This window comes from Rhizobium sp. WYCCWR 11146 (genome assembly GCF_013591995.1).
Classification (GTDB): Bacteria; Pseudomonadota; Alphaproteobacteria; order Rhizobiales; family Rhizobiaceae; genus Rhizobium; species Rhizobium indicum.
On sequence record NZ_JACCEY010000011.1, the window covers coordinates 151,878 to 175,034 of the forward strand.

Genomic DNA, 23,157 nt, shown 5'->3' on the forward strand with positions numbered 1-23,157 from the left:
ACCGGGGCACCATGCGTTGCCTCAGGCGCTTCAGAGAACTTCCGCAAGGAAGCGCTTCAGCCGCTCGCTTCGGGGATTGTCGAAGATCTGCTGCGGGCAGCCGGCCTCAACGATGCGGCCCTCATCCATGAAGACGACCTGATCGGCCACCCTGCGCGCAAATCCCATCTCATGCGTCACCACGGCCATCGTCATGCCCTGGCGCCCGAGAGCGGCCATCAGGTCGAGCACGCCCTTCACCAGTTCGGGATCGAGCGCACTCGTCACTTCGTCGAACAGCATGACCTCCGGATCCATGGCCAGCGCCCGTGCGATGGCGACGCGCTGCTGCTGCCCGCCCGACAGACCTGCCGGCCGATGATCCCTGCGCTCTGCCAAACCGACATCGGCCAGACGTGCCTCGGCAATGCGCCGCGCCTCCTGCCTCGGCATTTTCTTGATCTTCGTCAGCGAAAGCATGACGTTCTCGAGTGCCGTGTGGTCGGGAAACAGGTTGAAGTGTTGGAACACCATGCCCACACGCCGGCGCAGCCTCTCCGGCTTCATCGCCAGGATGCTCTCGCCATCGAGCAGGATGTCGCCGCCTTTCGGTTCGACAAGCCTGTTCATGCAGCGCAGCAGCGTCGATTTGCCCGAGCCGGAAGGACCGATAATGCAGGTGACGGTACCGGCCGCGATGTCGAGATCGACACCCTTCAGCACGTCGAGATCGCCATAGGCCATGGTGAGGTCCCGGATGTTCAGGGCGCCGCCTTTGAAGCGCGGCGTACTCTCCTCGGCCGCCTTGACCGTGGGATGCTTGCCGGCAGCGGCCCGCAGTTCGCTCACCTCGACCAATCCGCTCGCGGCACCCGAGCCGCGGCCTTGTTTTCCGAGCCGCAGTCTCGCATCGATATAATTGACGAAGTGGGTCAGCGGCACGGTGATGACGAGATAGAAAACGCCTGCCAGCAGCAGCGGCGAAAGATTGCCGGTGACGACGGCCTGATCCTGGCCGACACGGAAGATCTCCCGCTCGGAGGCGAGCAATCCAAGGAAGTAGACAAGGCTGGAATCCTTGACGTTTCCGATGAATTGGTTGACCAGCGCCGGTAGAACGCGCCTGATGCCTTGTGGAATGACGATCAGACGCATGCCCTGCCCGTGGCTCATGCTGAGCGCCCGGCAGGCTTCCATCTGGCCGCGTTCGACGCTTTGGATGCCCGACCGGAAGATTTCACCGATATAGGCTCCGGCGATCAGGCTGAGCGCCAGGATGCCGAGCGGAAATGGCGACGGACCGAAGATCTCACGCCCGATCCGGGCAAAACCCTGGCCAATGATCAGGATCGTGACGATCGCCGGTAGCCCGCGGAAAACATCGGTGTAGATGCGTGCCGGCAGCCGCAGCCAGCGGGACTGCGAGATGCCCATCACGGCAAGCGCCATGCCGATGATGACGCCGAGCACGGTCGAGGCAGCGGCGAGGATCAGGGTATTCTTCAAGCCGACGCTGATCATGCTCGGCAGAACTTCCGCCATGGCGTCCCAGTCCAGGAAGCTGCGGCGCAGATTTTCAAGCCAGTTCATTCAGATCCCCATGAATTCTTGCCCGGCGCGGACGCCGCCGTCCGGCAGAGCCTTGGTAAGCCGCCCGCGATGAGCGGGCGGCTTGCGGCGTCACTTCTTGGGAAGATACTGTTCCGGCATCGGCGAGCCGGGGAACCACTTTTCGTAAAGGGTCTTCCAGGTGCCGTCCTGCATCGCATCGTGAAGCGCGCCGTTGAGCGCCGTGCGAAAGGCGTCATTTCCTTTTCGGACCACGAAGCCAGCAGGCGCATCGAAGGACGGGATATTCACGGCAACCTTCAGCGCGGGATAGCGCTCGCCATATTGCTTGGCGGCCTCGTAGTCGAGAAAATGCGCATCGACCGTTCCGTTGTTGAGGGCGGCCACCGCGGAATTGTTGTCGGGAAATTTCACCAGATCGGTTCCCCCGAAATTCTTGGCTGCATAGACCTCCTGCAAGGTCCCCTGCACGACGCCGAGACGCTTGCCCTTGAGGCCATCGGCATCCTTTATACCGGCATCCGGGGTCAGGACGGAGAGATAACCGGCAAGATAGCCGTCGGAAAAGTCGATGGTCTTCTTGCGGGCTTCGGTGGTTCCGATCGCCGCAACGGCAACGTCGAACCTTTCGTTTGCGACCGACGGCAGGAGTGCTGAAAATTCCTGACCCGTGAACGTCACCTTGTCTTTTTGAAAGCCGAGGCGGGAGACGACGTTGAGAAACAGCTCGATATCGAAACCGGTGAACTGGCCGTCCGCCGTGGCAAACGTATAGGGCTTGGAATCGCCCATCGTGCCGACGCTGATAGTCCCGGGCTCGATCAGGTTATAGGGATTGTCGACGGCGGCCGCAGAACTTGCGCCCATCGCAAGAAGGCATGTGACAAGGCCGGCCCGCAACGGGGCCGTGATGGTCGGAAAAAATAGAAAAGGCTTCATCGTCGTTCTCCACTCTGAAAGGAATGCTCTTGTCGGCATTGTCGGTCGCCCTGCCCTGCCGCGCAGTTGCGGTAGAGATTTATGGACAAGATACCGGTCTCTGATATAAAGAGACCGGTCTCACAACATATTTGATATCCGTCAATTGACCGGTCGTCAACAACTCTTGTAGTCCTCGGCCCATGGAAGATTCCGCTCATCCGAAACGTTCAGTCACGGTCGCCGACGTCGCGAAGGCCGCAAAGGTCTCGAAGGCCACGGCCGCCCGCGTTCTCGGCGGCTACGGCGTGGTCAGCGCCAAGATCACAGATCAGGTCATGGCGGCGGCCGCCGCCCTCGAATATCGCCCGAACGAACTCGCCCGCAGCATGAGCACCGGAAGATCCGGCATCATCGGGGTCGTGGTCGGCGACATCGAGAACGCTTTCTTCAGCCTGGCAGTGCGCGGCATTAGCGATGCGGCCCGTCTTGCGGGCTTCAACGTCATCATCGCCAATTCGGGCGAAGAGCTCGATGCGGAAAAATCGGCCGTCGACCTCCTGATCGGCAAACGCGTCGATGGCCTGATCGTCACGCCGGCCCGCTGCGACAGTATCGATCATCTCCACCACGTCCGCCGTGCCGGCGTGCCGCTCGTCCTGTTCGACCGGGCGATCCCCGAACTCGATGTCGACGCCGTGACCGGCGACGACCGGGATGCGGCCATCGCGGCGACCCGGCATCTGATCGGGCAAGGACATCGCCGCCTCGCCTACGTCTCTGCCATGGATGCCGAGGGCGGCGGGCTCACCGATATCGGGCGGATCTCGAATTCCGCCGTGCGTGAACGCGTGGAGGGTTTTGTCAGCGTCCTGACCGAGGCGGGTTTGCCGAACCCTCTTCATTATGTCAGGCTCGGCGCCACGGATCAGCATCAGACGGACGGCGTGATCAAACGCCTGCTCGCCGACAGCGCTGCGCCGACGGCGCTGCTGGCATCGGACAGCCTCGTCGGCTTGCGCATCTTCAAGTCGCTGCAATCGCTCGGCCTGTCGATCCCCAAGGACGTGTCGATGATTTCGTTTCTCGACGCCGATTGGACCAGCGTCACTGTTCCGCCGATCACCATCGTCGACCAGCGCGTCTACGAGATGGGCAAGCTCGCCGGCGAGCGGCTCATCGCCCGTATCGAACGCACCCCTCTTGCCGTCGAACGCCTGCGCGTCAGCACCAGCCTCATCCTGCGCGGCTCCGTCGCGGCGATCGGCCAGTAAAACCTATTGAGTTGGCCATACCCGCATCGCTTGAAGCAGCGAGTAGTACCGCATTGCGATCGCAACTGATGTCCATCGTCGCCGATTTGATATTACATGGGGTTGCTGTTGTCTTTGCCTGACCAACGTTATTTAATACCCAAAAATACTCGCTGTGGGATTTTCAGAAAGATCATGCTCCAGTCAAAAGACGCTTCATCTGAGCTGATAGATTTGATCTATGGAAGTCTATTCGGTGAGTGCAACTGGCAGGATTTTCTGGATCGCGTTGCGCAAACCTCGCCGAATGGAAAGGCTGCCCTCCATTACCACGATCTGGCCTCGCCTGTGGCCCATGTTCCCTACGTATCGGGGTTTTCGAGGAATGAGGTCGACCAGTTCAGCAGCCACTTTGCCGCAGTGAACCCCTGGATTCCGAGATTGAGCTTTGTGCCGGTTGGTCAAGGTGTCTGCGGAGACGAAATCTTTCCACGCGAAGACTTGCTCAAATCGGAATTCTACAATGATTGGCTGAAGGGACAGGCCCAATGCGAGACGAGCATCGGTGTCTCGATCATTCGGGAGGAAACCCGCACCTTCGTGCTATCGACCTGCACGTCGTCAGCCGACACCGATTTCAACAAAGAGGCAGCCGGGCGTTACACGATACTCGCGCCTCATTTGAAAAGAGCTTTCGACTTCATCCGGAAGCGCGATCTACTCGCCCCGGAAAGACAGACGACGCAAACCCTGTTTGATAGCATCGGCGTCGGACTGATCTACGTTTCGGAGCAAGGGCGAGCACGTCAATGGAATAAGAGCGCGGAAGGCTTAATGGAGGCTGGCTTTCCTGTGCAAGTCGCTCCAAGCGGCAAGCTCGAACTTCAATGCGAGAGGTCGACTGCCGTTCTTAATTTCCTGACTTCCAGAAGGGGTATGCAAACAAGGCCGCATACGGCGATTGCAAAAGCGAAGGACAAGGCTAGCTATCGCATCACACTCCTCCGGCTCCAGTCCGATGCGTTCACTGAGTTCTTGGAGGGGCCGACCGTGGCCGTCATTGTCGAGCCGATGGTGGCCACGCCACTCAATGAGCGGCGAGATTTCCTAATGGAAGCCTACAAACTGACTGCGACGGAGATTCGGATCGCATCAAGCATTGCCTCGGGCCATTCTCCAAAGGAGGTGGCCATAGCCGATCACATCAGCTACGAAACAGTCAGAACCCACCTCAGAAACATCTATTCCAAGCTCGGGGTGAACTCCCGGGTTGGTTTGGTTGCGCTGCTCATGCGCTGACCAACGCCTTGAAATTCGTCCCTACCGCCCGCGTGGCCAGCGAGCCTTTGCATATTGCGAACGGGTTCCGAGCGCAAAGACGTGCGACACTCGACATGAATTCCGGCAACCCTTGTCTCATTGCGTTGGAAAACCAGTGCTACGCCGTCTAATCGTAGAGTTCGCCGTGACCAATCTGCTCCCTTGCAGGCAAATCGCTGATTGAGGGATCGTCGGCCGGATCGGGATCTCTCTTGTTGGCATCGCTCAGAAACTGCGCGGCCTTAAGCAGTGCCGCGGTCACCTCCTCGGTGCCCCAGCCGGCTTCATTGGCGGCTGCAATCAGCCTTTCCAAAGCGTCGCGCGCAGCTGCGGTCGCCTCTTCGAAGCGCTGCGCAGGGGATTCGGTCTTCGGTGGTGGAAAGGTCATCGGCGTTCCCTCCATAGGTCTGGCTGTTGGGAGTGAACGCAGCCCAGGGGAAATAGATGCACGACCATGCTGATTAAAACCGATGCCCAGCAGCGCCGTACCGGCAAGGGCCGGCAACGTCTTTCCCCTTAGATGACCGTCTGCAACAGAAACGGAGAGCTCTCCAACGGACGCTGGGCGAGGATCCTCAGCATTGCGGGGCCTTGTATGCCGGAAGTCGTGCAGGAATGGCCGTCGTGATAGACCACCGTCATGATGCGGCTGAGACTATTGTACCTGATCTCTGCGATCGTCCGGGTGTGAACCGGAAAGATGAATTCATGGGGTTGAGATTTCTCCCCCGAGGTTTTCAAGGTCATTGCGATGCCCCAACGAAAAAAGCAATTTTAGCCCCACCGCGCCCTGGTGTGAGCCTAACGGTGCCTATCAAGCACATATTGCTGCGACGGTCGCGTGACATCGGCGTGACACGCAGAATCGACACTGCCAACTCAGGGCGGAATTGGTGGCGCGTCAGTTGCCAAGGCGGCCATCAACCGTCAATGCAATGTCCGACGGATCCCGTGTGCGAGAGTGGCCTGCGGCCAGCATTCGACCGTGCGCGCCAACGATCGAACGGCTTCGTCCACGTTGAAAACCACGTCCCCGAGCCGCTCGATCTCATAATCGAGATCGTAGACCTCGACTTCGTCGAGGTCGTCGCTCTGGAGCAGTCGCCTCATTGCTTCGATAAGGCGCTCAGTCCGCCCAACGATATCAAGAGCGCTGCGTAAGATGATATCGAACATGATTATCCCCTCGCTTCGATAATGAAGCGTCGGCCATAATCGCGATGCTGACAATCCTGAAATCTTGTCAGAGGCGTTCGCGGATCGTGTCGTAGAGATCCCTTAACTCCCGCAGTGCCGGTTGATGCCTACGGCGCGGCAGGGCGGCGCGGCGTCCGGCAAAGGCAAGTGCGCCGGCGACCGCCGCGACGAGCAGCAGCGTTGAGGCCGGGTAGAGCTTCACCGCTGCCTCCGTCTGACGCATGGCTTTCCCGGCATTTCCCTTTGCCGATCGGGCGGCATCGAGGACCTGCTGCTGGAGCGCGCCGATCTGCTGTCGCAGCGCGCCGAGCTCTTCGGCCAGGTTATGATCAGTCTGCCGGGGAACGCCGACCGAGGCCGTATTCGTATCGATGACGGCTTTCGGAACGGGCTCGCCGATCTTGGCTCCCTTGGTGTCGAGGGTCGTCGTCTCAGTGCTCTTGCGGCGCGGCATGATCATTTCTCCTTCCTAGAACTTGATGCCGAAAGGTGTAAGCGGTCTTCAGCCGACATCCTGCTAACTATCTAATGTAGAACAAGATTCAGATTTTTTGGGCCCACCGGGCCTGAAATCATCCTGTTCTAGTCGTCGTCGAGCGAGAAGACGGGCCGGTAGTGACGCGCGGCGATCAGCAAGCTCCGGTCGGGCTGGATGATGTAGATCTCCTCGACCTGGCGTCCCCACTGATCTGTGAAGGTGTGGGGGAAGGAAGAGCCCACGGGTGATTTCGTCAACTTCGTGCGAGGCTGGCCACTATACGTGATGCTGCCGGGAATGGGCGCCAGTCCTGCCGACGAATAACTGCCTGCGCTGGTCGTGCAGCCTGTCAGCACAAGCGCAAATACCAGCACAACTGCTATGCTCCGCTTCATCGATCCCTCCAACTGCCTCGTCTTCACGCGACACCCGCTTTTATCGTCAATGTAACAGGGGACGACAGACATTGTTCCAGAATTTGGCCGGAGACATCAGTGCAGGCGAGACCTCGGCCCGAAACCGGAACGACCGCGCCATCGCGTCGCTCGGTCGGAGCGCAAGCAGTCGTCTATCCCCTCACGTTGACGTTGAATTTTTCAGAGGCCGGTGGCATTAAAAATCCATTCAAAGCGTGGTTGTGCTTCTAAATATGTTCCCACTTCTCAGAGCATGCAGTCGAAGGCGTTTTCTGGCCATGACCTTGGCCTGTAGTGCTGCGCCGGCCCGGCCTGCCAGGTCTGCGTGGAATGGAAAGAATGGAGAGACGGCGACGATGCCAGGAGCAGAAACGACATCTCTCAACGCATACCGTCGCACCGTTTATGAGAATGAACTGGAGGAACCGGAATATTCCTTCGCAGACGACCGATCGGACGGCATTGAAATTCATGCGTTCGGACGCGACTTCGCGCCGGTCGGTACGGACGAAGGTTACGTGCTCCTGACCAACGGCATGAGCGATCGGCGAATGACGCTGCCGACCTCGCACCGGGAAAAGGGCGAAAAGCCCAGAGCCGAACTGATGTGGTACGTGCGTGAGCCGACGCCCGAAATTATCGTCAATCTGCGCTGGCTTGCCGAACTTCCATTCATGGATGCGACCTGGTTCGGTTTCGGCCATCGGGTGCCGATGCCGACCCCACCGGTCGAGGGATGCGATTTCAGGACATTTCTCTTTCTCACGCCGATCATCGAAACTGACCAGCGCATTGCGGCAGCGCTTATGGTCGAGAATGATCCGGTCGAGATCCTCACGGTGAATTTGATTTCCGATGCGGAGTACCGCTTCATCAAGGAGAAGGGACTGAACCCTTTTCTCGACATGCTGGACGAAGAGGATTATCCGCCGATATTCGACCCGAAGCGAAAATCCTACCTATAGCGATCGCACATGCGCATAAGTCCTGGAGCTATCCTTCTTGCTGTCGCGACCATTTTGGGCGCAGCGGTCTTCGCGCGTGCCGACGCTGTGAAACCACCTGATGTTTCCACCGTCGTTCTCTCCCTCTCACCACGGACCGTTCGCTGGGCCACCGTCCACAAACATCCGGAGCCTGCCGATCACGATCTTTACTACCATGTCGAGGTGATCGAGAAGGAGCGAGCTTCGCCGCCATGGCAATTCAAACGGCTTGCCGCACATGTTGTCGTAACGGCGGACGCTTTGGACAGGAGCCGCGTGCGACCAAAAGCCAAGACCTATTTTTACAAGGACATCGAATTCCGGATCGCCTACCGAGCCTGGCGCGCGCAACCTCTCATGCAGCAGGAGGCCGGCGTTTGCCGCACGACAATTCTTGAATGCGTCGACGCCGCAGACAATATGCGGCCATAATAGTCAGAGGACGACCCTACCAACGCGGCGCGTGAACAAAAGGAAGTTCGGCGATGTTAGCAAGACCAGCCGGATATGCCGGGGCCGCAATCGCTGCTCTGTGGGCGGCCCGCCAGATGGGCCGACTTTATTCCTCCACCGAACCGTTCGGTCCCGAGCTCATGAATGTTGCAAGAAATCTCGGCATTTTCATTCTGCCGGCGCTCGTTCTGCTCCTGGCTGGGCCTTTCAGGATGTGGTTCGACAGATTTGCGCCGCTGTACCCCTTAGTGCTCGGAGCCGGCATCCTCAACATCTATATGCAAGACGATGCGCTGGCTGCCGGTCTGCCGATCATCGTGCTCGTCTACCCCTTCCTGGTGGTCTTTGCGCTCGCCTACTTGTTGCGCGGGCGAGTGTCGGAAATGCGCAATTGAATCATGCAGCGCCCCGCGGACGAGCGACTCCCATCTCGGCATTCGAACTTCGAAGGGTTGCAAGAATCGAAGAAATACAATTTTTGTGTAATGGATGAGTCTCAACGCTACCCCTGCTAGAGAAAATATTGCCGCCCCTCACCGGCGGAGGGATATCTATGTTTCTTCAGCCGCAGCGTTCCGGCTGATCCTGACCTCACCGCCCCCAAATTAGCTGACCAGATGAAAGCCGTGAAATCGAGCGGCGCTCTTCGTGGACCGCCTTTTCTGACCTGAGAGCGGGACTCGGCCCGTCTGGAAATTTCGAAATCCTCGCATCTATTTTCTACATAAGGACATCTCCATGAAGCATATGCGTAATCTCCACCTGATGATGGCAAGCACCGCGTTCCTGACGCTGGCCGGCCCGGCGCTTGCCCTTGATGGCACGGACATGATGAAGAAGCTCAATGCCGCAACCAGTGCCGGCGGTACGGTCATCACCTTCGAAAAGGCGGAAGCCGATGGCGACACGGTAACGGCGACCGGTGTCCAGGTGGGATCCTCGAGCCTGCCCGGCGACATTTTGAAGATCGGCGACCTCACCTTCGAGGGCGTCGAGGAAATCGAAGGCGGTGGCTATCACGCCAAGACCGTCTCCTTCCCGGATATCGATATCAGCCAGGAGGAAGGACGTTTTTCCGCAAACGAGATCCAGATCACAGGCCTGACGATTCCCGCCAATGCGACGGGCGATACGCTGAACGACATCCTCCTCTATGAAACCGTCAGCACCGGCCCGATCGCTCTCAACATCAAGGGCAAGGACGTGCTCGCGATCGACAGCATCGAGTCGAACCTCGAACGCCAGGATGGCGGCTTTGCCTATGACGCCAATGTCGCCGGTCTCAAGGCCGACCTGTCGCAGGTCGAGGATTCGAATGCGAAGGAGGCCATCGAGAAACTGGGCCTGACGACGCTCGACGGCACGGTGACGATGAAGGGCATCTGGGAAATCGAAAGCGGCAAGGTCGCTGTCGACGAATATGCTTTCGACTTCAAGAATGTCGGCCGGCTGAATTTCGCCGTCGATTTCTCCGGTTACACGCTGGGCTTCATCAAATCGCTGCAGGAGGCGGTGAAGACTGCCGAGGCCAATCCGAACAAGGAAGAAGCCAACCAGGCCACCGGCCTTGCGATGCTGGGGCTGATGCAGCAGCTGACGATCAACAGCGCCTCGATCCGCTTCGACGATGCCTCGATCACCAAGAAGGCGCTCGATTATGCCGGCTCGCAGCAGGGCGTGACGGGCGACCAGCTGGCGCAATCGCTGAAAGGTCTAGTGCCGATGATGATGGCGCAGCTCAACATGCCCGAGCTGCAAAACCAGGTGGCGGCTGCCGTCAACACTTATCTCGACGGACCGAAAAGCCTGACGATCAGCGCCGCGCCGGAAAAGCCGGTTCCCGTCCCGATGATCATCGGCGCTGCCATGGGCGCACCGAACACCATTCCTTCGGTGCTTGGCGTCAAGGTCACGGCGAACGACTAACTATTCGCAGAGGCGCTTCACGAACGCCGGCTGCCGGAGGCGGGTTTTGCCAACCTGCCTCTGCATCCCTTTTCTGGGAAATCAGAGTAACATCCAAGCCGACGAAAGGTGTCCACCACCTCTAGCCACTCCAGGAGAAGTGCGAAGCGGTTTTCCCGCGAAAGGCTCAAAACTCGTCGCTGCGACGCTTCACGGCGTGCTTCAACGCCACCATATGCCTTCGCCGCTCCAGCATATAATCGGCATATCCGACGCAGATGAACAGCAATGTCGGACCGGCGTAGATGATGATCAGAGCCAATGCGATAAGGATGAATGCGCTGGTCATGGTCTTTTTTCCATCAATATAGTCGCCGCATCCGACGCGGCGAAAGCGGACGGGTCCTCATCTCGGCAATGCCTGTCCCTATTCCTTCAAAATTCGCCGGCTTCCTATTCGTTCCCTGCGCGAAGCGATTTCCATATGCGCGGCAGGCCCTATCGAACGACAATGGTGAAGCGGACGGCTCGCCCGGCCTTAATCACTCCCGCGGCCGTTCCTCCCGCATTGCCGCCGTCACGCTGTTCAGCAGGGGGCTCGACATCAGATCCGCGAGCAAAACCGATAGCTTCGGCTTCCAGTTCGGATAGCTGTTGCTGGTGCCTGGCACATTGGTCGGCCTTTTCTCGTCGGTGAGATCGGCGAGACGGACCGCGGCGAGAAGCGAGGGCGTCCTGGCGATGAAGCGATAGGCGCTGACGGTCAATTCCCTCAGCGTCTCGTCGGTTGCCCGCGCTTGGGAAAGCCTGGCCGGCAGTTCGAGGCCGGCAGCCTTCAGCGCCGCTTTCAGGTTCCTCCGCTCGCGCTTGCGGTCTTCGAGATGTATCTCGGTGAGATCGGGCGGCACGATGCCGTGCTCGCACCGGGCCTGAATGTCGGCGCCGCGCCACCAGCCGGCAAGGGTCTGGTGGTCGTGCGTCGAAATGCAGGCCAAAGCCAGGACGGGATAGACGTCCGCCGGCTTGAAGCCCTTCTCGTCCTGTTCATAGGAAAGGATGCGATAGGAGAGAATGTGGGCCGCCGCCAGATCGTCCTGCAATCCCTTGGGGATCAGTCCCAGGTCTTCTCCGATAACGAGGCAGCGATGCTCGGCGGACACTTCAGCGAGGATCTGCAGAAGCCGATCCGCGGGATAGCGGACATAGGCGCCACCGTCCGGCCTGCTGCCCAATGGCACCAGGAAGAGGCGGCGAAGCGCTGCGGCGTGGTCGATGCGGATGGCGCCTGCATATCGCATGGCAGCGGTCACCATGCGCCGGAATGGCGACATTTCTCCTGCGGCAATCGCGGAAGGCAGATATCCGGCAAGGTGCCAGTCCTGCCCATCCACGGCGAAGGGATCGGGTGGGCTGCCGATGGTGGCCTTGGAGACATAGGTATCCGGCTCGCTCCATGTCGCCGAGCCATCGACCGCCTCCCCGACGGCAAGATCGAGATAGAGCCCGATCCGCAGGCCGGCCTTTCGCGCCCGGTCCGCCGCCTGCATCAGCTGCCGGTGAGCGAGCCATTGCAGCCACATGTGGAAGGCGACATCGTCTGCGTGGCCGCGCTCGAATTCGGCGATCGCAGCGCTGTCGACGCGCTGCAGATCCGACGGCCAACATTGCCAGCCGGCGCCCAACCCGCGCTCGACCATGGAAAACGACAGGCATTCGAAAAGCGCGTGCAGCCGCAGGCTGTCACCGCCTTGCCTGATAAATGCATCGAAATCGGCCGGATCATAGGCCTCGTCGATCACGCTGCGCTGTCGCCAGGCCGGCCAGAGATCGCGCAGGACCCTCAGCTTGATCTGTGCGACGCCGACGTAGTCGACGAGATCGGTTTGGCGAAGGCTTTCCAATTGCCGTTCGAGTTCGAGACTGCAGGCAAAACCCGGCAACCGGTCGACCGCGATATAGAGCGGGTTGAGATGCTGGCGGCTCGACGGCTCGTAGGGACTGCAACGGTCGGGATCGGCGAGAAACGGCGCGTGAAGCGGTGTCAGGCCGATGAAATCGGCGCCCAGCGATCTCGCGAGATCCGCCATATCCGACAGATCCTCGAAATCTCCTATGCCCCAGTTGCGTGCCGAACGGAGCTCGTAGAGCTGCAGGCTTAAGCCCCAGACGCGCGTGCAGGAAAGGAAATCGGGCAGAAATGACCTGGCGATCTTCTTAGCCGCCAGCTTGGACTCCCGCCGCTGCGCGCCGGTCTTGGGATCGGCCGCTCCCGGCAAGTCGATCTTCAGTGCCGAGAGGATCTTGCGCTTGGTCTCGGCTGATATCGCCACCTCCCGATTGTCGGGACTGGGCCTGGTCAGGCTGATGCCGTGCCGGCGGGCGAGCTTGTCGAGCTCAGCAGATTTCATCGTTCGATCGCCTTCCTGTCAGCACGCCGTCACGCCTCGCCGATGCTCCAGATCACCGTCCAGGGTGCGAGATCGCCGCCATCGTTGCCGCCGAGACGGAAGATCGTCTCGCCGTCGTCCTGCTGCGAGACGGGCGGCGCCGCCTCGGCGCCGAGGTTGGCGTGCAGCTGAAGACGCCGGTTTTGTGCCAGGGTCCAATCCACCGCGAGCGCGCTTCCCGCCGAGCGATAGACCGCGTTCCCGGCGCCAGCGCCTTTCAGCAAAGGCACGATCCTGCGGTGCCGGAGGTCGAGAAGCGTCCCGTAAAAGCCAAGGACCTCGGAAGAGGCGAGTTTCGACCAGTCCAGCTTGGCGGCGGCGAAGGTTGATGGCGCCGTCGGGTCGAGAAGGTCGTCGGCGTCGAAGCCTGGCAGACGCGAAAGCTCCTCGCGACGGCCTTTCCTGACCTTCTCGTTCAGATCCTCGTCGAAATCGCAGAAGAAGGGGAAAGGCTCTTTGGCACCCCATTCCTCCCCCATGAACAGCATCGGGATCTCGGGCGCCAGCAGGTAGATTGCGGCGACGGCCTTGACGACATCAGCCGGGCTCGAAGCCAGAACCCGATCCCCCAGCGCCCTGTTGCCGATCTGGTCATGGTTCTGGATGAAGGAGATGAAAGCGGTGGGCGGGAGATGGCCGCTGGGCTTGCCGCGGCTTCCGCCGCGATAGGGCATGTGCTCCCCCTGAAAGACGAAACCTTCCGCCAGCGCCCGGCCGAGCTTGCCGGCATCACCAGCGTAATCGGCATAATAGCCGAAGGTTTCGCCGGTGGCAGTGATATGCAGCACATGGTGTACGTCGTCGTTCCACTGGGCGGTGAACAGCCTCACCTCCCCGTTTTCGTCACGCGTCAACAGGTCGCTGTCGTTCTCCTCGTTTTCGACGATCAGATGAACATGCCGGTCGCCGGCCGCGTCCCTGACGCGGCGGGCAAGCGCGTGAAGCAGATGCTCGGCGCTGTCGTCCTTGATGGCGTGGACGGCATCGAAGCGGAAACCGTCGAGCCTGAACTCGGTGATCCAGTAGATGGCGTTCTCGATGATGAACTCGCGGATCATCTCCGATCCGTCGCCGTCGTAATTGATGCCGTTGCCCCAGGGCGTCTTGTGATGGTCGGTAAAGAGCGGCGCATAGGAGGGGATATAGTTCCCGTCGGGGCCGAAGTGATTGTAGACCACGTCCAGGAAAACCGAGATGCCGCGCTGGTGCGCTGCGTCCACCAGCGCCATGAAATCTTCCGGCCGGCCGTAACTGCTGTCCGGAGCATAGGGAAGCACGCCATCATAACCCCAGCTGTAACGGCCGGGAAATTCACTAAGCGGCATCATCTGCAGCGCCGTAACGCCCAGCGCTTGCAAATGGTCGAGCCGCTCGATCGCGGCCTTGAAAGTGCCCTCCGGCGTGAAGCAGCCGATATGCATCTCGTAGATGACCATCTCTTCCCAAGGCCGTCCCGTCCAGTCGCTCGTCTTCCAGCGATAGAAGGAAAGGTCGACCACTTCGCTCGGTCCGTGCACATCCTGCGGCTGAAACCGCGAGGCGGGATCGGGTATTTCGAGACCGTCCGGCAGGACGAAGCGGTAGCGGGTACCGACACCGGCATCCGCGACCGTATAGTGGTGCCAGCCGTTCCCGACCGCCTGCATCGGCCGCGGATCAGCGCCTTCGAGTTTCAGCGACACGCTTTCATGCAGCGGAGCCCAGAGGCGGAATAGAATGCCCTCTTCAGTGAATGCCGGTCCGAACGTCATTTTGGTCAAGGGAAAGCCTTCGATGAAAATGGGATGGGATTTGGGTAACTTTTGCGGGAGCGAAAAGTTTCGTCCGCACGCGGACGCGCGAAAGCGGCCGCTATCACCGGGATAGCCGCGCCGTTCGCCTTGGCATCGTTACGCTTCGACCCTCAGGCCACCGCGACTTTGCCCGAGAGCGCCTGATCCATGGCCGTCTGAAGCTGTTCCTGCGTGAATGGCTTCTTCATCCGCAGCATCCGGCCGAGGCCATGGTCCTCGGAAAACTCGGCATATCCCGAGGCAAGGATGATGGGCAGGCCTGGAAAGGAGGAGCGAAGGTGACGCGCAAGCTCGGCGCCCGTCATGCCCGGCATGGCATGATCGGTGATGACGAGATCGCAATCCTGCCCGTCGGCAAAGAATTCCAAGGCCTGGGAAGCGGAAGACGCCTCTTGCGGCAGGTGCCCGAGATCCTCCAGCATCGCCACGGTCCCGGTCCTGACAAGGGCATCGTCATCAACTACGAGAATGGCAAGCGGCCGCGACGCCGGCTTCAAAGGCTCCGTCGCCGGCAGCTCGACAGGAGGCTGCACCTTGACGAATGCCTCGGCAACGGGCAGCCAAAGCGAAACCGTCGTGCCCTTGCCCCTGACGCTCGATATCTGGATAGAGCCGCCGGATTGCGCCGCCAGGCCATGCACCATCGACAGGCCGAGACCGGTGCCCTTGCCGACCCCCTTGGTGGTGAAAAACGGTTCGGCGGCACGCGAGACCGTTGCCTCGTCCATCCCCTCGCCATCGTCCGACACCGATATCCGGATGTAATTTCCGCCCGCGAGCCCGGCCGGGCGGGCGTCTTCGGCTGCCGCCGCGGCAACCGTCACGGCTCCGCCGCTTTCGAGCGCATCCCGGGCATTGACGAACAGGTTGAGCAGCGCCAGTTCCAACTGGTTGCTGTCGACCAGAAGGGGTGCCAGATCCGCCGGGATGCTTTTGCGGATTTCGATGCGCGGCCCCACCGCCTTGGCGAGAAGATCCTCGACATTTTCGAACAGCCTGAAGAAGTCGACCGCCTGCGGCTTGAGCTCCTGGCGGCGTGCGAAAGCAAGCAGGCGCTGGGTCAGCGCGGTGCCGCGTTCGGCCGCCTGGATCGCGTTCGTCACCAGGCGTTCACTGCGTTCATCGGCCGGAAGCCGCTTCTTCAGAAGGTTCAGGCTGCCGAGAACCGCCATCAGAAGGTTATTGAAGTCGTGGGCCACGCCACCGGTCAGGTGGCCGATCGTGTCGAGCTTCTGCGCCTCGAACAGCTGTGCGAGCGCCTCTTCGCGCTCCCGTGTCCGTTGATCGATCCGGTGCTCGAGCTCTTCGTTGAGCTCCCGCAACTGCGCTGCCGAGGCCTCGAGTTCGGCGGTACGCTGGTGAACGCGGGCCTCCAGCTCGGCGTTCAGGCGTTCGAGCTCCCTCGTCTTCCTGTAGAGATCGGCAAAGACCCGCACCTTGGCTCTCAGCACCTCGGGGACAATCGGGACGGAGACGTAGTCGACCGCGCCCACAGCATAGCCGCGCAGCCGGTCCGGTTCCGCCAGCATCACGGCGGAAACGAAGATGATCGGCGTGTTCTGATAGCGCGGATGCTGCCGGATCATGCTGACGAGCTCGAATCCATCCTGTTCGGGCATGCAGACATCGACGAGGATCACCGCGATTTCAGTGCGCAACAGGTGCTCGAAGGCTTCGCGAGCGGATTGCGCCTTGATGAGGTTTTCCTGGAGTTCTTCGAGAATGACCTCGTAACTGAGGAGTTTTGCCGGTTGGTCGTCGACGAGGAGGATGTTGACGGGGTTCATGGCCAGATCCTCAGCGATGCAGCCACATGCGAAGAGCCGACAGAAGCTGTTCGGTATTGACCGGCTTCGCCAGATAGTCGGACGCGCCCGCTTCCAGGCATTTCTCGCGGTCACCCTTCATCGCCTTTGCCGTCAACGCCAGGATCGGCAGCCGCCGGAACCGGGGCTCCGAACGGATGACCTGCATCGTCTCGTAGCCGTCCATCCCAGGCATCATGATATCCATCAGCACGATGGCGACGGATGGTTCGTTGTTGATGACCTCGATGGCTTCACTGCCGGTCGTCGCGGTCAGGACTTTCATTCCCCGGCGTTCGAGAACACTGCTCAGCGCGAAAATGTTGCGGGCATCGTCGTCGACGAGCAGGACGGTCTCGCCGACCAGATCCTCGTCCGAGCTGTGCAGGTCCTGCAGCGTCGCCTGTTTTGCTGCCGGTAGGTCGGCGACAACCCGGTGCAGGAACAAGGCGGTCTCATCCAGCAGACGCTCGGGCGATTCGACCCCCTTGACCACGACGCTGCGGGCCATGCTGTGCAGCGTCGCATCTTCCTCAGCGGAAAGCTCGCGGCCGGTGAACACGACCACCGGCACCTCGCCGATCTCAGTGTCGTCGCGTATTTGCTCCAGCACTTCGAAGCCGGACATGTCGGGAAGGGAGAGGTCGAGCACCACGCAGTCGGCTGCATTCTGCCGAAGAGCGGCGAGAGCCTCCGATCCGGAGCCGACGCTGGTGATATCGATGTCGTCGTGTCCGAGAAGGGCGGTGACGCTCAAACGCTCGGCCTCGTTGTCTTCCACGAGCAACAGATGCTTGCGGCGCGGCTGCGCATAGGCCTTCAATCGCGACAGCGCCTTGCCGAGACCTTCCGGCGTCGTCGGCTTGCTCATGAAAGCGAAGGCGCCGCGGGTCAGCCCATGCTGGCGATCCTCGTCGAGACTGATGATCTGGACCGGAATGTGCCGCGTCTGCGGATTCTGTTTGAGCTGGCTCAGCACCGTCCAGCCGAGCATGTCGGGCAGAAAGATGTCGAGCGAGATCGCCGCCGGCCTGTAGTCCTGCGCGAGTGCGAGCGCATCGCTGCCGCGCATCGCCACCAAAACCTTGAATCCATTGTCGCGGGCGAGATCCACCAGCACGCGGGCGTAATGCGCATCGTCCTCGACGACGAGCAGCACCGAGTCGCCGGCCACTATCTGATGGCGATCGTCTTCGACATGTTCGATCGGCTTTTCGGCGCGGCGGTTTGCTGCCGCCTCGGCGAATTCCACGACATTTGCCGACGGAACGGTCTTGGGCGCAGCCGCGCCGGCGCCGACATAGGTGAGCGGCAGGTAGAGGACGAAGGTGCTGCCGACACCGGGGGTGCTGCGCAGCTGGATCTCGCCGCCCAAGAGGTTCGCCAATTCGCGGCTGATCGCCAGGCCGAGGCCGGTGCCGCCATATTTGCGGCTCGTCGAAGCATCCGCCTGCTGGAACGCCTCGAAAATGATGCGCTGTTTTTCAGGCGGTATGCCGATGCCGGTATCGACGACTTCGAAGGCGATGACAGACGGCGCGTGCCTCAACGAGGGATGATCAGACGACCAGCCGCTCGTTGCCGACGCGACGCGAAGTGTCACGCCGCCCTGCGCGGTGAACTTGAAGGCATTCGACAGCAAGTTCTTGAGGATCTGCTGCAGTCGCTTCGAATCGGTGATGAGGCTCTTTGCAACATCGGCGCCGACATCGACCGAGAACGACAGGTCCCGGTTTTCGGCCTCGTGCCGGAATGGCCGCGCCATCATCTCGAGCAGGTTGCTGACAAAAATCTCCTCGGCATCGACCGAGACTGTTCCGGACTCGATCTTCGACAGGTCGAGGATATCGCTGATGAGGTTCAACAGATCGGTTCCCGCACCGTGGATCGTCTTTGCGAACTCGACCTGTTTGCCCGAGAGGTTGCCATCCGGATTTTCTCCCAGCTGCTGGCCGAGGATGAGGATCGAATTCAAAGGCGTGCGCAGCTCATGCGACATGTTGGCGAGGAATTCGGATTTGTACTTCGATGTCAGCGCCAGCTCGGTTGCCTTTTCCTCGAGCGCGCGCCGGGCCTGCTCGATTTCCTGGTTTTTCGCCTCGACTTCGACGTTGCGCTCCTCCAGTTGCTGCGCCTTCTGCCCGAGCTGCTCGTTGGTCTGCTGCAGCTCGCGCTGCTGGGTCTGAAGCTCGGCGGCAAGCTGCTGGGACTGCTTGAGCAGGCCTTCGGTCTGCATGGTTGCTTCGATCGAGTTGAGGACGATGCCGATCGATGTCGTCAGCTGGTCAAGGAAGGAGAGCTGCAACTCGGTGAATTCGCCGACGGAGGCTAGCTCGATCACTGCTTTCACCTGTCCCTCGAAATGCACAGGCAGCACGATGGCGCTCCTCGGCAAGGTCGTGAACACGCCGGAGCTTATCGGAACGACATTGTCGGGAAGGTCGGTGACCAGGATGCGGCGGGCGTCGCTGGCGCACTGGCCGACAAGTCCCTGGCCGAATTCGAGCCGCGCCGGGTGCGCCGCCTCGCCCCCTTTCGCGTAGACAGAGAGCAGCGACAAGATCGGCTGCCGCTCGTCGGAATCCACCTGGTAGATGACCCCCTGATGGGCGCCGACCAGAGGCGCCAGCTCCGACAGCAGCATCTTGCCGACCAGCGTCAGGTCGCGCTGCCCCTGCAGCATGTTGGTGAAGCGAGCCAGGTTGGTCTTCAGCCAGTCCTGCTCAGTGTTGCGCTCGGTGGTGAGCCTGAGGTTGTCGATCATCGTGTTGATGTTGTCCTTGAGCTCGGCCACTTCGCCGCGCGCGTCGACCTTGATCGAGCGCGTCAGGTCGCCCTTGGTGACGGCGGTCGCCACCTCGGCAATGGCCCGCACCTGCGTCGTCAGGTTGGCGGCAAGCAGGTTGACGTTGCCGGTCAAGTCCTTCCAGGTTCCCGCAGTACCCGGAACATTCGCTTGACCGCCGAGACGGCCTTCCACGCCCACCTCGCGCGCAACCGTGGTCACCTGATCGGCAAAGGTCGCGAGCGTGTTGGTCATGTTGTTGATGGTCTCGGCAAGGGCGGCCACCTCCCCCTTCGATGCGACGGTGAGATTTTGCTTGAGGTCGCCGTTGGCGACCGCCGTCACCACCTTGACGATGCCGCGGACCTGCTCGGTCAGGTTGGCGGCCATGACGTTGACGGTGTCGGTCAGGTCTTTCCAGGTTCCGGCGACGCCAGGCACCTGCGCCTGGCCGCCGAGCTTGCCCTCGGTGCCGACTTCGCGGGCGACACGCGTCACTTCGCCGGCGAAGGCGTTGAGCTGGTCCACCATCGTATTGATGGTGTTCTTCAGTTCGAGGATTTCCCCCTTCACGTCGACGGTGATCTTGCGCGACAGGTCGCCGCGCGCCACGGCTGTCGTCACTTCGGCGATGTTTCGAACCTGGGTCGTCAGATTGGCGGCGAGCAGGTTGACGTTATCGGTCAGGTCCTTCCAGGTGCCGGCGACGCCGGGAACGACGGCCTGACCGCCGAGCCTGCCATCGGTGCCGACTTCGCGGGCGACACGCGTCACTTCGCCGGCAAAGGAGCGAAGCTGATCGACCATGGTATTCAGCGTATCCTTCAAGAGCAGGATTTCGCCGCGCACGTCGACCGTGATCTTGCGCGACAGGTCGCCATTGGCGATGGCGGTGGCCACCTCGGCGATGTTGCGCACCTGCGCCGTCAAGTTGCCGGCCATGGAGTTGACGCTGTCGGTCAGGTCCTTCCAGGTGCCGGCAACACCGGAGACCTGCGCCTGACCGCCGAGCTTGCCTTCGGTGCCGACTTCGCGGGCGACGCGCGTCACTTCGCCGGCAAAGGCGTTGAGCTGGTCCACCATCGTGTTGATGGTGTTCTTCAGTTCGAGGATTTCCCCCTTCACGTCGACGGTGATCTTGCGCGACAGGTCGCCGCGGGCCACCGCCGTCGTCACTTCGGCGATGTTTCGAACCTGGCCGGTCAGGTTGGAGGCCATGGAATTGACGTTTTCGGTGAGGTCTTTCCAGGTGCCGGCGACACCTGGCACCTGCGCCTGGCCGCCGAGCTTGCCTTCGGTGCCGACTTCGCGGGCGACGCGCGTCACTTCCGAGGCGAAGCGGTTCAACTGATCGACCATGGTGTTCAGCGTTTCCTTGAGCTCGAGGATTTCACCCGAGACCGACACCGTGATCTTCTTCGACAGGTCGCCATTGGCAATCGCAGTCGAGACTTCCGCGATGTTGCGCACCTGCGCCGTCAGATTGCCCGCCATGGAGTTGACGCTGTCGGTCAAATCCTTCCAGGTGCCGGCGACGCCGAGCACGTTCGCCTGGCCGCCGAGCCGCCCTTCCGTGCCGACCTCGCGCGCCACACGCGTCACCTCGCCGGCAAAGCCGTTGAGCTGATCGACCATCGTGTTGATGGTTTCCTTCAGTTCGAGGATTTCGCCCGACACGGTGACGGTGATCTTCTTGGACAGGTCTCCCTGGGCGACGGCGGTCGCGACTTCGGCGATGTTGCGCACCTGCCCGGTCAGGTTGGAAGCCATGGAATTGACGCTGTCGGTCAGGTCCTTCCAGGTGCCGGCAACGCCGCGCACATTGGCCTGGCCGCCGAGCCGGCCCTCCGTGCCCACTTCGCGGGCGACGCGGGTCACTTCCGAAGCGAAGGCATTCAGCTGATCGACCATCGTATTGATGGTTTCCTTCAGTTCGAGGATCTCGCCCTTCACGTCGACGGTGATCTTCTTCGACAGGTCGCCATTGGCAATCGCGGTCGAGACTTCGGCGATATTGCGCACCTGGGCTGTCAGGTTGCCGCCCATCGAGTTGACGTTCTCGGTCAGATCCTTCCAGGTGCCGGCAACACCGCGCACATTGGCCTGGCCGCCGAGCCGTCCCTCCGTGCCCACTTCGCGAGCTACGCGGGTGACTTCTGAAGCGAAGGCATTCAGCTGATCGACCATCGTATTGATGGTCTCCTTCAGCTCGAGGATTTCCCCCGACACCGTCACGGTGATCTTCTTCGACAGGTCGCCATTGGCGATCGCAGTCGAGACCTCGGCGATGTTGCGCACCTGCGCGGTGAGGTTCGAGGCCATGGAATTGACGTTGTCAGTGAGATCCTTCCAGGTGCCGGCGACGCCTGGCACCTGCGCCTGGCCGCCGAGGCGGCCCTCCGTGCCGACTTCACGCGCCACGCGCGTCACCTCGCCGGCAAAGCCGTTCAGCTGGTCGACCATCGTGTTGATGGTCTCCTTCAGCTCGAGGATTTCGCCCGAGACATCGACGGTGATCTTGCGCGACAGGTCGCCGCGCGCCACGGCCGTAGTCACCTGGGCAATGTTGCGCACCTGCGCCGTCAGATTGCCGCACATGGCGTTGACGCTGTCGGTCAGGTCCTTCCAGGTGCCCGCCACCCCGGGCACCAGCGCCTGTCCGCCAAGCTTGCCTTCGGTGCCGACTTCGCGGGCGACGCGCGTCACTTCAGAGGCGAAGGATCTCAGCTGGTCGACCATGGTGTTGATCGCTTCCTTGAGCTGCAGGATCTCACCGCGCACGTCGACGGTGATCTTCTTGGAAAGATCGCCATTCGCAACGGCGATCGTCACTTCGGCGATATTGCGCACTTGCGCCGTCAGGTTCGACGCCATCGAGTTCACGCTTTCGGTGAGATCCTTCCAGACGCCCGTCACCTCCGGCACCTGTGCCTGGCCGCCGAGTTTTCCGTCCGTGCCGACCTCGCGCGCGACGCGCGTCACTTCCGATGTGAAGACGCTCAGCTGCTTGATCATCGTGTTGACGATATCGGCCGAGCGCAGGAACTCGCCTTTGAGCGGCCGCCCGTCGACATCCAGCGGCACGGTCTGCAGGAGATCTCCCTTGGCGACTGCCGTGATCGTGCGCGTGACGGCGGTCGTCGGCCATAGGAGATCGTCGATCAGACCGTTGATCGATCCTTCCATTTCGGACCAGGAGCCGTCCGACAGGCCGAAGCGTACGCGCGTGCTCGTTCGCCCGTCGCGGCCGACCACCTGCCCGACATGCTCGAGCTGCTGGGCCATGCGCTGATTGGCGGCGATGATGTCGTTGAGGGCATCAGCGACCTTGCCGGTGAGACCCGTCAGGTCGGACCGCATCCGCACGGAAAAGTCGCCGCGCCGGACTGCGACAAGGACTTCCAGAAGCGCGCTGGCGTCGTCGAACGCCATCGTTTTGTGGTCATGCCCATTGAGGCTGTCTACCGCAACGCTGTCGCGCGCGAATTCGCTGGATTGGTTGCTCACGAAAATCCCCCTCTTCGACGATCGGTAATTTAGCGCTCAACTCAGAAAATGGTATTGGGCCATCCCGCGTCCATCCTAACATGATTCACCGCTCAAAATGAGCCTGATAGTTGCAGATATCGGAAGTGCTCGCGGGAAACCATCTCGGTGGAACTAGAGCCTTTCCGGGCTAGATTGAAGCATTCTGCCGGAGCAGGTTTTCGTCAGGGCGGAGGCGATTGGCGACGGGCATACCCCTTGGTACGTCCGAGCCGATCGCCTTTGTCCTGGCGGAAAGATGCCCGGCCCTTCGGGTTGGCTGAAACGGGCCGGCTGATCGACCGGCCGGCTTGGCCGTAGAGCCGGG

The 23,157-nt window shown here is 61.1% G+C and carries 18 protein-coding genes; 6 read left to right on the plus strand and 12 right to left on the minus strand.

Features of this window, described 5'->3' with window-relative positions; translation table 11 throughout:
* Positions 1-30: 30 nt before the first annotated feature.
* Together HX899_RS35440 and HX899_RS07305 are read right to left on the minus strand one after the other, a co-directional pair.
* Positions 31-1,569, minus strand: coding sequence for an amino acid ABC transporter permease/ATP-binding protein (locus HX899_RS35440; RefSeq protein ID WP_180195540.1), 1,539 nt, complete (start codon positions 1,567-1,569; stop codon positions 31-33).
* A 90-nt stretch (positions 1,570-1,659) separates the two neighbouring features.
* On the minus strand, positions 1,660-2,487 hold the full coding sequence (locus tag HX899_RS07305) for an ABC transporter substrate-binding protein (protein WP_138388796.1): 828 nt from the start codon (positions 2,485-2,487) through the stop codon (positions 1,660-1,662).
* A 182-nt stretch (positions 2,488-2,669) separates the two neighbouring features.
* Here HX899_RS07305 and HX899_RS07310 point away from each other — a divergent pair, with 182 nt between their 5' ends.
* Together HX899_RS07310 and HX899_RS07315 are read left to right on the plus strand one after the other, a co-directional pair.
* Entirely contained in the window at positions 2,670-3,740 is a 1,071-nt protein-coding gene (locus HX899_RS07310) for a LacI family DNA-binding transcriptional regulator (protein WP_171600451.1), read from the plus strand.
* 174 nt (positions 3,741-3,914) lie between these two features.
* The gene (locus tag HX899_RS07315) at positions 3,915-5,018 is read left to right on the plus strand and encodes a helix-turn-helix transcriptional regulator (RefSeq protein ID WP_181292209.1); all 1,104 of its coding nucleotides are present in this window, start codon (positions 3,915-3,917) and stop codon (positions 5,016-5,018) included.
* 148 nt (positions 5,019-5,166) lie between these two features.
* Here the strand turns inward: HX899_RS07315 and HX899_RS07320 are convergent, their stop codons facing one another.
* The 5 genes from HX899_RS07320 to HX899_RS07340 all read right to left on the minus strand — a co-directional run bounded on the left by HX899_RS07320 (position 5,167) and on the right by HX899_RS07340 (position 7,109).
* Positions 5,167-5,427 (minus strand): hypothetical protein, encoded by a 261-nt coding sequence (locus HX899_RS07320; protein ID WP_138388994.1) that lies wholly within the window; start codon positions 5,425-5,427, stop codon positions 5,167-5,169.
* Between the two features lie 128 nt (positions 5,428-5,555).
* The gene (locus HX899_RS07325; protein ID WP_138388793.1) at positions 5,556-5,786 is read right to left on the minus strand and encodes a hypothetical protein; all 231 of its coding nucleotides are present in this window, start codon (positions 5,784-5,786) and stop codon (positions 5,556-5,558) included.
* A gap of 180 nt (positions 5,787-5,966) precedes the next feature.
* Entirely contained in the window at positions 5,967-6,215 is a 249-nt protein-coding gene (locus HX899_RS07330; protein ID WP_138388792.1) for a hypothetical protein, read from the minus strand.
* 67 nt (positions 6,216-6,282) lie between these two features.
* Positions 6,283-6,690, minus strand: a complete 408-nt coding sequence (locus HX899_RS07335) for a hypothetical protein (protein ID WP_138388993.1) — start codon at positions 6,688-6,690, stop codon at positions 6,283-6,285.
* Positions 6,691-6,818: 128 nt separating this feature from the next.
* Complete coding sequence (locus tag HX899_RS07340; protein ID WP_138388791.1) at positions 6,819-7,109, minus strand: hypothetical protein; 291 nt, start codon at positions 7,107-7,109, stop codon at positions 6,819-6,821.
* A 236-nt stretch (positions 7,110-7,345) separates the two neighbouring features.
* On the opposite strand from HX899_RS07340, the gene HX899_RS07345 reads away from it, so the two are divergent.
* The 4 genes from HX899_RS07345 (at position 7,346) to HX899_RS07360 (ending at position 10,495) form a co-directional block, all read left to right on the plus strand.
* A complete protein-coding gene (locus HX899_RS07345) occupies positions 7,346-8,095 on the plus strand; it encodes a suppressor of fused domain protein (RefSeq protein WP_348647906.1) in 750 nt (249 codons plus the stop codon).
* A 54-nt stretch (positions 8,096-8,149) separates the two neighbouring features.
* Entirely contained in the window at positions 8,150-8,548 is a 399-nt protein-coding gene (locus HX899_RS07350; RefSeq protein WP_246413294.1) for a DUF5086 family protein, read from the plus strand.
* Between the two features lie 53 nt (positions 8,549-8,601).
* Entirely contained in the window at positions 8,602-8,964 is a 363-nt protein-coding gene (locus HX899_RS07355) for a hypothetical protein (protein WP_138388788.1), read from the plus strand.
* A gap of 343 nt (positions 8,965-9,307) precedes the next feature.
* A complete protein-coding gene (locus HX899_RS07360; RefSeq protein WP_181292013.1) occupies positions 9,308-10,495 on the plus strand; it encodes a hypothetical protein in 1,188 nt (395 codons plus the stop codon).
* A 166-nt stretch (positions 10,496-10,661) separates the two neighbouring features.
* On the opposite strand, the gene HX899_RS07365 is transcribed toward HX899_RS07360, so the two are convergent.
* The 5 genes from HX899_RS07365 to HX899_RS07385 all read right to left on the minus strand — a co-directional run bounded on the left by HX899_RS07365 (position 10,662) and on the right by HX899_RS07385 (position 22,811).
* Complete coding sequence (locus tag HX899_RS07365) at positions 10,662-10,823, minus strand: hypothetical protein (protein ID WP_012755472.1); 162 nt, start codon at positions 10,821-10,823, stop codon at positions 10,662-10,664.
* Positions 10,824-11,016: 193 nt separating this feature from the next.
* Positions 11,017-12,882 (minus strand): 4-alpha-glucanotransferase, encoded by a 1,866-nt coding sequence (malQ, locus tag HX899_RS07370; protein WP_181292014.1) that lies wholly within the window; start codon positions 12,880-12,882, stop codon positions 11,017-11,019.
* A 29-nt stretch (positions 12,883-12,911) separates the two neighbouring features.
* Complete coding sequence (gene treZ / locus HX899_RS07375) at positions 12,912-14,672, minus strand: malto-oligosyltrehalose trehalohydrolase (RefSeq protein ID WP_246697080.1); 1,761 nt, start codon at positions 14,670-14,672, stop codon at positions 12,912-12,914.
* 152 nt (positions 14,673-14,824) lie between these two features.
* Entirely contained in the window at positions 14,825-16,501 is a 1,677-nt protein-coding gene (locus HX899_RS07380; protein WP_180195545.1) for a response regulator, read from the minus strand.
* 10 nt (positions 16,502-16,511) lie between these two features.
* Positions 16,512-22,811 carry a HAMP domain-containing protein gene (locus HX899_RS07385; RefSeq protein ID WP_181292016.1) on the minus strand — a complete coding sequence of 2,100 codons (6,300 nt, stop codon included), beginning with the start codon at positions 22,809-22,811 and terminating at the stop codon, positions 16,512-16,514.
* Positions 22,812-23,157 lie beyond the last annotated feature (346 nt).

Bases quoted from the DNA above. Each gene is read 5' to 3' on its own strand.
- HX899_RS07330 (WP_138388792.1), bottom strand. From the start codon at position 6,215: ATGTTCGATATCATCTTACGCAGCGCTCTTGATATCGTTGGGCGGACT.
- HX899_RS07360 (WP_181292013.1), top strand. From the start codon at position 9,308: ATGAAGCATATGCGTAATCTCCACCTGATGATGGCAAGCACCGCGTTC.
- HX899_RS07310 (WP_171600451.1), top strand. From the start codon at position 2,670: ATGGAAGATTCCGCTCATCCGAAACGTTCAGTCACGGTCGCCGACGTC.
- treZ (WP_246697080.1), bottom strand. From the start codon at position 14,672: ATGACGTTCGGACCGGCATTCACTGAAGAGGGCATTCTATTCCGCCTC.
- HX899_RS07380 (WP_180195545.1), bottom strand. From the start codon at position 16,501: ATGAACCCCGTCAACATCCTCCTCGTCGACGACCAACCGGCAAAACTC.
- HX899_RS07365 (WP_012755472.1), bottom strand. From the start codon at position 10,823: ATGACCAGCGCATTCATCCTTATCGCATTGGCTCTGATCATCATCTAC.
- HX899_RS07325 (WP_138388793.1), bottom strand. From the start codon at position 5,786: ATGACCTTGAAAACCTCGGGGGAGAAATCTCAACCCCATGAATTCATC.
- HX899_RS35440 (WP_180195540.1), bottom strand. From the start codon at position 1,569: ATGAACTGGCTTGAAAATCTGCGCCGCAGCTTCCTGGACTGGGACGCC.
- HX899_RS07355 (WP_138388788.1), top strand. From the start codon at position 8,602: ATGTTAGCAAGACCAGCCGGATATGCCGGGGCCGCAATCGCTGCTCTG.
- HX899_RS07315 (WP_181292209.1), top strand. From the start codon at position 3,915: ATGCTCCAGTCAAAAGACGCTTCATCTGAGCTGATAGATTTGATCTAT.
- HX899_RS07340 (WP_138388791.1), bottom strand. From the start codon at position 7,109: ATGAAGCGGAGCATAGCAGTTGTGCTGGTATTTGCGCTTGTGCTGACA.
- malQ (WP_181292014.1), bottom strand. From the start codon at position 12,882: ATGAAATCTGCTGAGCTCGACAAGCTCGCCCGCCGGCACGGCATCAGC.
- HX899_RS07335 (WP_138388993.1), bottom strand. From the start codon at position 6,690: ATGCCGCGCCGCAAGAGCACTGAGACGACGACCCTCGACACCAAGGGA.
- HX899_RS07305 (WP_138388796.1), bottom strand. From the start codon at position 2,487: ATGAAGCCTTTTCTATTTTTTCCGACCATCACGGCCCCGTTGCGGGCC.
- HX899_RS07320 (WP_138388994.1), bottom strand. From the start codon at position 5,427: ATGACCTTTCCACCACCGAAGACCGAATCCCCTGCGCAGCGCTTCGAA.